The sequence below is a fragment of the Methanosphaera sp. A6 genome (assembly GCF_001729395.1).
GTDB classification, from domain to species: Archaea; Methanobacteriota; Methanobacteria; order Methanobacteriales; family Methanobacteriaceae; genus Methanosphaera; species Methanosphaera stadtmanae.
Genome location: NZ_MAIF01000009.1, coordinates 1 through 7,041 on the forward strand (window position 1 = coordinate 1; position 7,041 = coordinate 7,041).

Genomic DNA, 7,041 nt, shown 5'->3' on the forward strand with positions numbered 1-7,041 from the left:
ATTAATAATAATTTATAATTACAAATTATAATCCATTTAGCCATAATATGATACTAGGATAAATAAAATTATTAACTAACCTTTTAAATAGAATCAATGCCTATATAATAAGTGAAGAGTATTAGATATTAATTAATATCTTAATTTATAAATAAGATAATTAAAACAATATATTTAAAAAAATAGTGAATTAAAAACAATCAAATTTCCAAAAAAATAATAATAGAAAGAAGATTATATTCACAAAAAAATAATAGAAATATAAACAGGTGATAACATGGTTCTTGATGCTTATATACCATTTATAGGACTACTAATATTTGGTAACATAGAAAACTTAATTTTAGCATCACAAGGTGTAGTAAAAGGTGCTAATCCCTTAAAACTAGGAATAGCAAGTATAATATGTGTAATAATATGGTTAATTATAGGTACAATTGGTACTAACTTAGCTATGGCATACTCAAATGTAATAGAATTTGTTGGTGGACTTGCAATATTCGTACTAGGTCTTCAATCAATGATAGAATCAGCAAGATACAACGAAGATCCAGAATACAAATAAGGTGATTAAATGTCTTTTATAGATGAATACAAAGAATTTTGGGGATTATTAATATTTGGTAACATAGAAAACTTAGTTCTATCATCACAAGGAGCAGTAGCTGGAGTAGATCCAATAATACTAGGTGGTCTAAGTCTATTAGCAGTTATAATCTGGTTCCTTATAGGTACTTTTGGAACAAAAGTAGCTATTAAATATGCAAGAGTAATTGAATTTATTGGTGGACTTGCAATATTCATATTAGGTCTTCAATCAATGCTTGAAGCAATAAACATATTATAAGAATAACTATTTTTTTCTAATACGGTATGTTCATAACAAAGGGAAAATATATAAAGAAAAATTTTAACTAATTCTTTTTTTTAAGTTATGAACATAACCTGTTATCATTTTAAAAGAGTGTTTAAAAAAAGTGGTAGAAAATTACTTACTTAGAATGATTAATTATAAAACATGACCTTAAATCTCTGTATCTTTAAAAATCCATGATATTCATATGAATAATATCCAAGACATATCCAAACTTATCCATTGATAACACATATTGGATAATTATCAGCTATTTTTTCAAGTGGAGAAAATTCTCATTCTATAGTCTCCATACAATGTAGAAAACTTACTTGAATATATATTTTTTTACCAGATTTTTCACATAAAAAAAAAATCAACTTCCTTTTTTCCTATAAGATCTTTACATTTAAATTTCATAGAAAAAGAGCTTCTTGTAGAAATTCAGTATAAATAGATATGGTTATGTAGTTTTTTTTTCATTTTTTAAATAATTAGTTATACTTGTTTTTGAGAATGTTTGTCCAGTTGAATTCATTAAATACCTTACAAACCATTTAAATAAATCCAAATCAACACAATATGCATTGATACTTTTTTTCGTCTTTTACTTGTTTTATTTCATCAAAAAATGTATAATCTACTAGTTTTTTATATAAAAAGTTTATAATAATTCATATATCAAACTAGAATAACAAAGTTACACATATAAAAAGGATAAGTAAAGAAGTATCTACATACTTACAACATCATCCTCAATTCTAAGACTAGAATTATCAGAAAAATGAAGGCCTTGTATTACTTCAAAAATACTATTTTTTGTCTTATTAGACAATGATTTAAAACCAAATAGTAATGATACTTCTTTTGCCAAATCATCCACGCCCATAGAATAATTTACTGATAAAACTTCCTTAATTGCAAGTTCTACCTCCTGAGCATATATATAATCTATATTTGGTTTTTCTCTAAATCTAACACATATCTCCACATTTGGATTTAAATAAAAACCATCCTTATGATAAATACCACTACGCATAAGTTTAGTAGAATCTGCTATTTTATCCACAGTTGCCTTAAATTTCTTTGTAGCCTTAACATTATAGACTTTTTTAAGACGATTATATAATTCTTCATCACAGATTGGAGATTCAACACTAATAATATCCTCAATAACCTCCAGAACACTATTTTTATCTAAACTATAGAAGTCATAACATACTATACTATTTTCATAGTAAACATAATCCTCATTTAATTTAACATCCTCACATTTAACATACTCCACATGTTCATCAACTGAATCCTCCACAGGTATTTCTACAGTGTTTATAGTAACTGTGTTTTTAGATGTTGAAGTATCACTTGGAGTATTTACTCCATCTCCACTAACCTCAGGTAAACTTTGAGTAGTATCTTCTATTTTAGTATTATCATCTAAGTATTGTGTTTTATCAGTAACTTCAAGTTTATCTGCTCTTGTCTCATTTTCTACATCAATTAGTGCCTTATCAATAGCTTCAAGTAAGGTATTTTTAGCATTTATTCTATTATAATACCAGTCTGTTGACCAGATTCTATGGAACTTCCATCCTAATCCTTCAAGCATATTTTGTCTGAGTCTATCACGATCCCTTGCAGATGCACTACTATGATATGATGCACCATCACATTCTATTCCAAGAACATAATTATTAGAATCTTTTGGATTAACTATTGCTAAATCAATTCTATAACCTGCACATCCCACCTGTTTTGAAACAATATAGCCCTCATCAGTAAGGAAGTTATATACAGATTCTTCAAATGGTGAGTCAAAATCTCCATCTGTTATGTAATTTGTTGAGAATTCCCCAGTTTCTGCATAGTAAAGATATTTACTAAGAGCCTGTACACCACGTGGTGATGTAGTTTTAATCTTAGCCTTCATATCACCTGATTTGAAGTTACAAAATACTACACATTTTTCCTTTGCACGTGTTGTAAGTACATTTAAACGACGTTCTCCTCCATCCCTATTTAATGGTCCAAAACTTAGGGAAAGTTTATGATTGTTATCATATCCATATCCTATACTTATTAGTATAACATCCCTTTCATCTCCCTGAATATTTTCAATATTTTTAATAAAGAATCCATCAGATCCTTCTTCATTGAAGTATTTTTGTAATTCAGGATGTTTTTTAAGTTCTGCTTCAAGCTCTTCACTGATTGCATCTCTTTGTTTTGTACTAAAAGTACCTATACCTAAACTTTTACTATTTCCATACTTTTTAAAATGATTTATTGCATAGTTAATTACATCTCTTGCTTCTATTCTATTTTGACTACTTCCACCCCTATCATAGACACTATCCTTGTTGTAAACAAATTTAAGACCCAATTCATCACTATTCTTTGCAGGAGATGGGAATATACATAGTTCATTGTTATAGAATTCCATATTTGACACTGCTATTAGTGATTGATGACGACTTCTATAGTGACACTTTAGCATACGTGATGGTAGTGATGATTTACATAGATGAAGAATACTTTCAACATCCTGTATATCAATATCATCATCACTTTCAATGTTTGTTTCAACATCAAAAAATGATGTTGGTGGAAGTTGTTTTGTATCACCCATTATAACGTAGTGTTTTCCCCTAAGAAGTGCTCCAAGTGCATCTTCTACCTTCACTTGACTTGCTTCATCGAATATTACATAGTCAAAGTAAGATTCATATTCATGTGTATCAAGGTATTGTGCAATGGATAGTGGACTCATTAAGAAGCATGGTTTTATATCAGTGATTATTGTTTTACATTCTGTTAATAATTGTCTTATTGGTTTGAAATTTCGTTTCTTGTTTATTTCACGTGCCAGGATTCCCAGTGATGATGATGGATTTATACTAGCATTCATGTTAGGTTTTTTACTGTCTAGTTTTTCACGTACCCTGTATTTATTTAGGTCTATGGTTTGTTTATCTAATTTCTTGAATTTTTCAATGTTATTTTCATATAATGTGTCATTAAATTCTTGTAATGTTTCATTTTCAGTGTATGCCTCTTCAAGTATGTTATTTACCATTGTATATGTAAAAAGTGATTGTATTGCTTCTGATTTTATTTTATCCTCTTTTACTAGTTCTATGAATTCATGGGTGTATTCATTGGAATATTCCTTAGCATATGTGTTAAATTGATTCCAATCATTTATTGTTGAAATACTGGAGTTTAATTTTTGTATTTCTGTTTTTATGTTTTCAAAGTCTGTGTTAAAGAGTATGTTTTTTGATAGATTATCCTTAAATCCAAGTATGTTATCTAAAAATTGGTATTTCTCATTTATTATATTGTAAGAATAGTCTATTGTTTGAATTATATCTTTTAGATTTGGTATATCTTCTGGATTTATATTCTTTAGTAAATTGAAGTCTTGTTTTGTTAAAAATTGTGTAAGTGTATCATATTCATCTTTAAATTCTATGATATTTGTATTGGTACCATTCCATGTTGTGAAGTATGTATCTAGTAGTGAATTATTTTCTTCTATGAATTTTTCTAGTCTTTCTCTATTTAGTAGTAGATCTATGTGATATTCTAGTTCATCTGGTGATTTAAATGGACTTTGATTGAATATATCTGCTACTTGTGTGTTGATTTGTGTTAACTTATCATTGTTTCTTAGAAGTTGTTCTAATTGGTAGATTATTTCTTCATCTGTTAGATTGTTAAATGATGTGTATGGTAGTATCTTGTTTCTTATACTAATTAGTGTATCATTCCATGAGAATAATCTTTCAAAGTCCCTTATTATTACATCATCATCCACATTAACTTCATAGTATGATAATAATTCTTTTTTAGAGTTTTTATAATTCTTATTTAAGAATTTCATGAAGGAATCTTTTCCAGACTTGAATTTACGAAACTTATCTTCTATTGTATTATCATTTAATGCCTTTTTTATCTGTGATAATTCAATATTTTCCTTCATTTGTTTAAAGTCATCAAGAAGTCTTATAACATCACATTGTATGAATATGTCAGAGGATATTACAATATCTTTTTGGTTGTTGATAAGTGTTGAAAGTTCTTCTTTTATTTGACTAAGATTTATGTTGTATTCATTAATATTAAAGTTATATTTACCATGATAGTCTTCTAGTGCTATTGCTACTTCTTCTAGAATATCTTTATCTTCCAAGTAGTTTCTATTTGACAGTAGTATTGTTCCTGTCTGAATATATTCAGGAATATGGGTCATTGAATTTATAGTGTTAATTCCTACTTTTTGACTGAAATTATTTATATTCTCCACTAGAATATCGATTGTATTTGTTATTTTTTCTGTTTTTATCTTAATATTATCAATATCATTTGGTAGTAATGTTTCTATTGATGTTGACTTCCAGGGATTTGTATTTATTGGTGATATTAATGTGTAGAGTTGTGCTATTTTATCTATTTTATTAAGAAGGTCTCCCCAATCCTTTTTAGATAACTCTTTTAGTGGTGGAAGATTTATCTTATATATTTCCTGATTTTGTTTTTCAAGATTTTGATATTCCTCTTCATATATTCCTATTAATTGATAGATTGTCTTGTCACTATTTCCATACTTGGATTGTATAACTTCAATATAGTTATTTAATAATATTTTTATCTGTTGAAGTTTATCATAATCATCAAATGATTTCATTTTAACAGAATCACATGTTAATGTCTTACTAATATCTGCTAGTAATTGTTTATTTCTTGTTTTATTATCATATAATCCAAGACAGTATGTTCCAAGTCCTATATCTTCCATTCTTTTTTCTACAACTTCAAGTGCTGCCTTTTTTTCACTGACAAATAATATTTTCTGATTATTTGCTAGTAATTCTGCTATGAGATTTACAATTGTTTGTGATTTTCCAGTACCAGGAGGTCCTTCCACTACAAGACTATGTCCCTTTTTTGCATCTTCAATTACTGCTATTTGTGAAGAATCTGCATCTACTACATTGTATACATCTATTGGATTTAATTGTTTATCAATTGTGTTTGTGTCAAATGATTCAAAATTATCTGGTTCTTTAAGTCCAAAGATACGACCTATTTCACCACTACCCACATTATCTGACCAGTTAGTAAGATCTAGATCATTGTACATTACAAATTTCTTAAAATTAAATGTACTTAGATACTTATCCCTTACTACATTCCATGATGGTTTTGATTTAATTGCTTCTTTTACTTTATTTAGATATGTGTATATGTCATGTTTTGATTCTACTTTCATGTCTGATGGAAGATTAATTCCCTAATCTAGAAGTTTATGTTTTAGTGATAGGTTAAGGGATATTTCCTCACCTGTTGCTTTTATTGAAAATGGTGAATCTATGGATTGTCTTTCTATTTCAACAGGAATAAGTATGAGTGGAGCTTTATGTGTTGCTTCTTCATAATCTGTTTGTTTCCACTCGAGAAATCCTAGTGCTAAGTATAATGTGTTATATCCAGATTCCTGTATACTAGATTTATAGTATTGCATGAGTGAAAACAATCTTTTTTGTAATTCATTTTCTGTTAGATTTGTTTGAAGATAGAGGTCCCTGTATTTTTCTGGAATATTATCTAGATTTGTTGGCATCTGCCAGATATTAATATCTTCTGTACCACTTTGTAAATCATGTGTCTTTTCTGTTTTATGTGTATTTCTTGTATCTATTGATTTATTATGAGAGTCTTTTTTATCTAAATCAACATATTCTCCACTATCAACATATTCTTCATTAAATCTATTACTTTTATCTTCCAATGTATATGTGTTTCTATTTGTGTCTTTTTTTGGTTTTGGAAGAAATTCCATACTATTTTCATCAACAATCAGTATATTATATAATTCTCCTATATCCTCATCTATAATTGGTATGGTACGTTTTACTTCCTTGAAATTTAGTAGATTATTTCTTAATCCCATATCTAGAAGATTTTTACGTGAGGTATCAAAGATTTTATTAAATTCATTTGTTTTTGTCTCTTGCATATTATCACTAGAATTTCATTTTTTTAAAAAATTTTCTTTTTTATATATCAGATAAGATGTGAAATATGGTTATTATTAATTATAATATGTTTTTTGTCATCTTTTTATTTACTAAAACATTCTATAAAGTTATTTATATTTTAACTATGTAATATATTTATTTTAT

The 7,041-nt window shown here is 27.4% G+C and carries 4 protein-coding genes; 2 read left to right on the top strand and 2 right to left on the bottom strand.

What is annotated here, in order from left to right; all coding sequences use genetic code 11:
- The first annotated feature begins 277 nt into the window (after positions 1-277).
- A complete protein-coding gene (locus tag A9758_RS00240) occupies positions 278-565 on the top strand; it encodes a hypothetical protein (protein WP_011406514.1) in 288 nt (95 codons plus the stop codon).
- 9 nt (positions 566-574) lie between these two features.
- A complete protein-coding gene (locus A9758_RS00245; protein ID WP_011406515.1) occupies positions 575-847 on the top strand; it encodes a hypothetical protein in 273 nt (90 codons plus the stop codon).
- Between the two features lie 739 nt (positions 848-1,586).
- Here the strand turns inward: A9758_RS00245 and A9758_RS00250 are convergent.
- Together A9758_RS00250 and A9758_RS00255 are read right to left on the bottom strand one after the other, a co-directional pair.
- A complete protein-coding gene (locus A9758_RS00250; protein ID WP_011406516.1) occupies positions 1,587-6,128 on the bottom strand; it encodes an AAA domain-containing protein in 4,542 nt (1,513 codons plus the stop codon).
- A 21-nt stretch (positions 6,129-6,149) separates the two neighbouring features.
- Positions 6,150-6,875, bottom strand: a complete 726-nt coding sequence (locus A9758_RS00255; RefSeq protein WP_011406517.1) for a DUF4011 domain-containing protein — start codon at positions 6,873-6,875, stop codon at positions 6,150-6,152.
- Between the last annotated feature and the right edge of the window lie 166 nt (positions 6,876-7,041).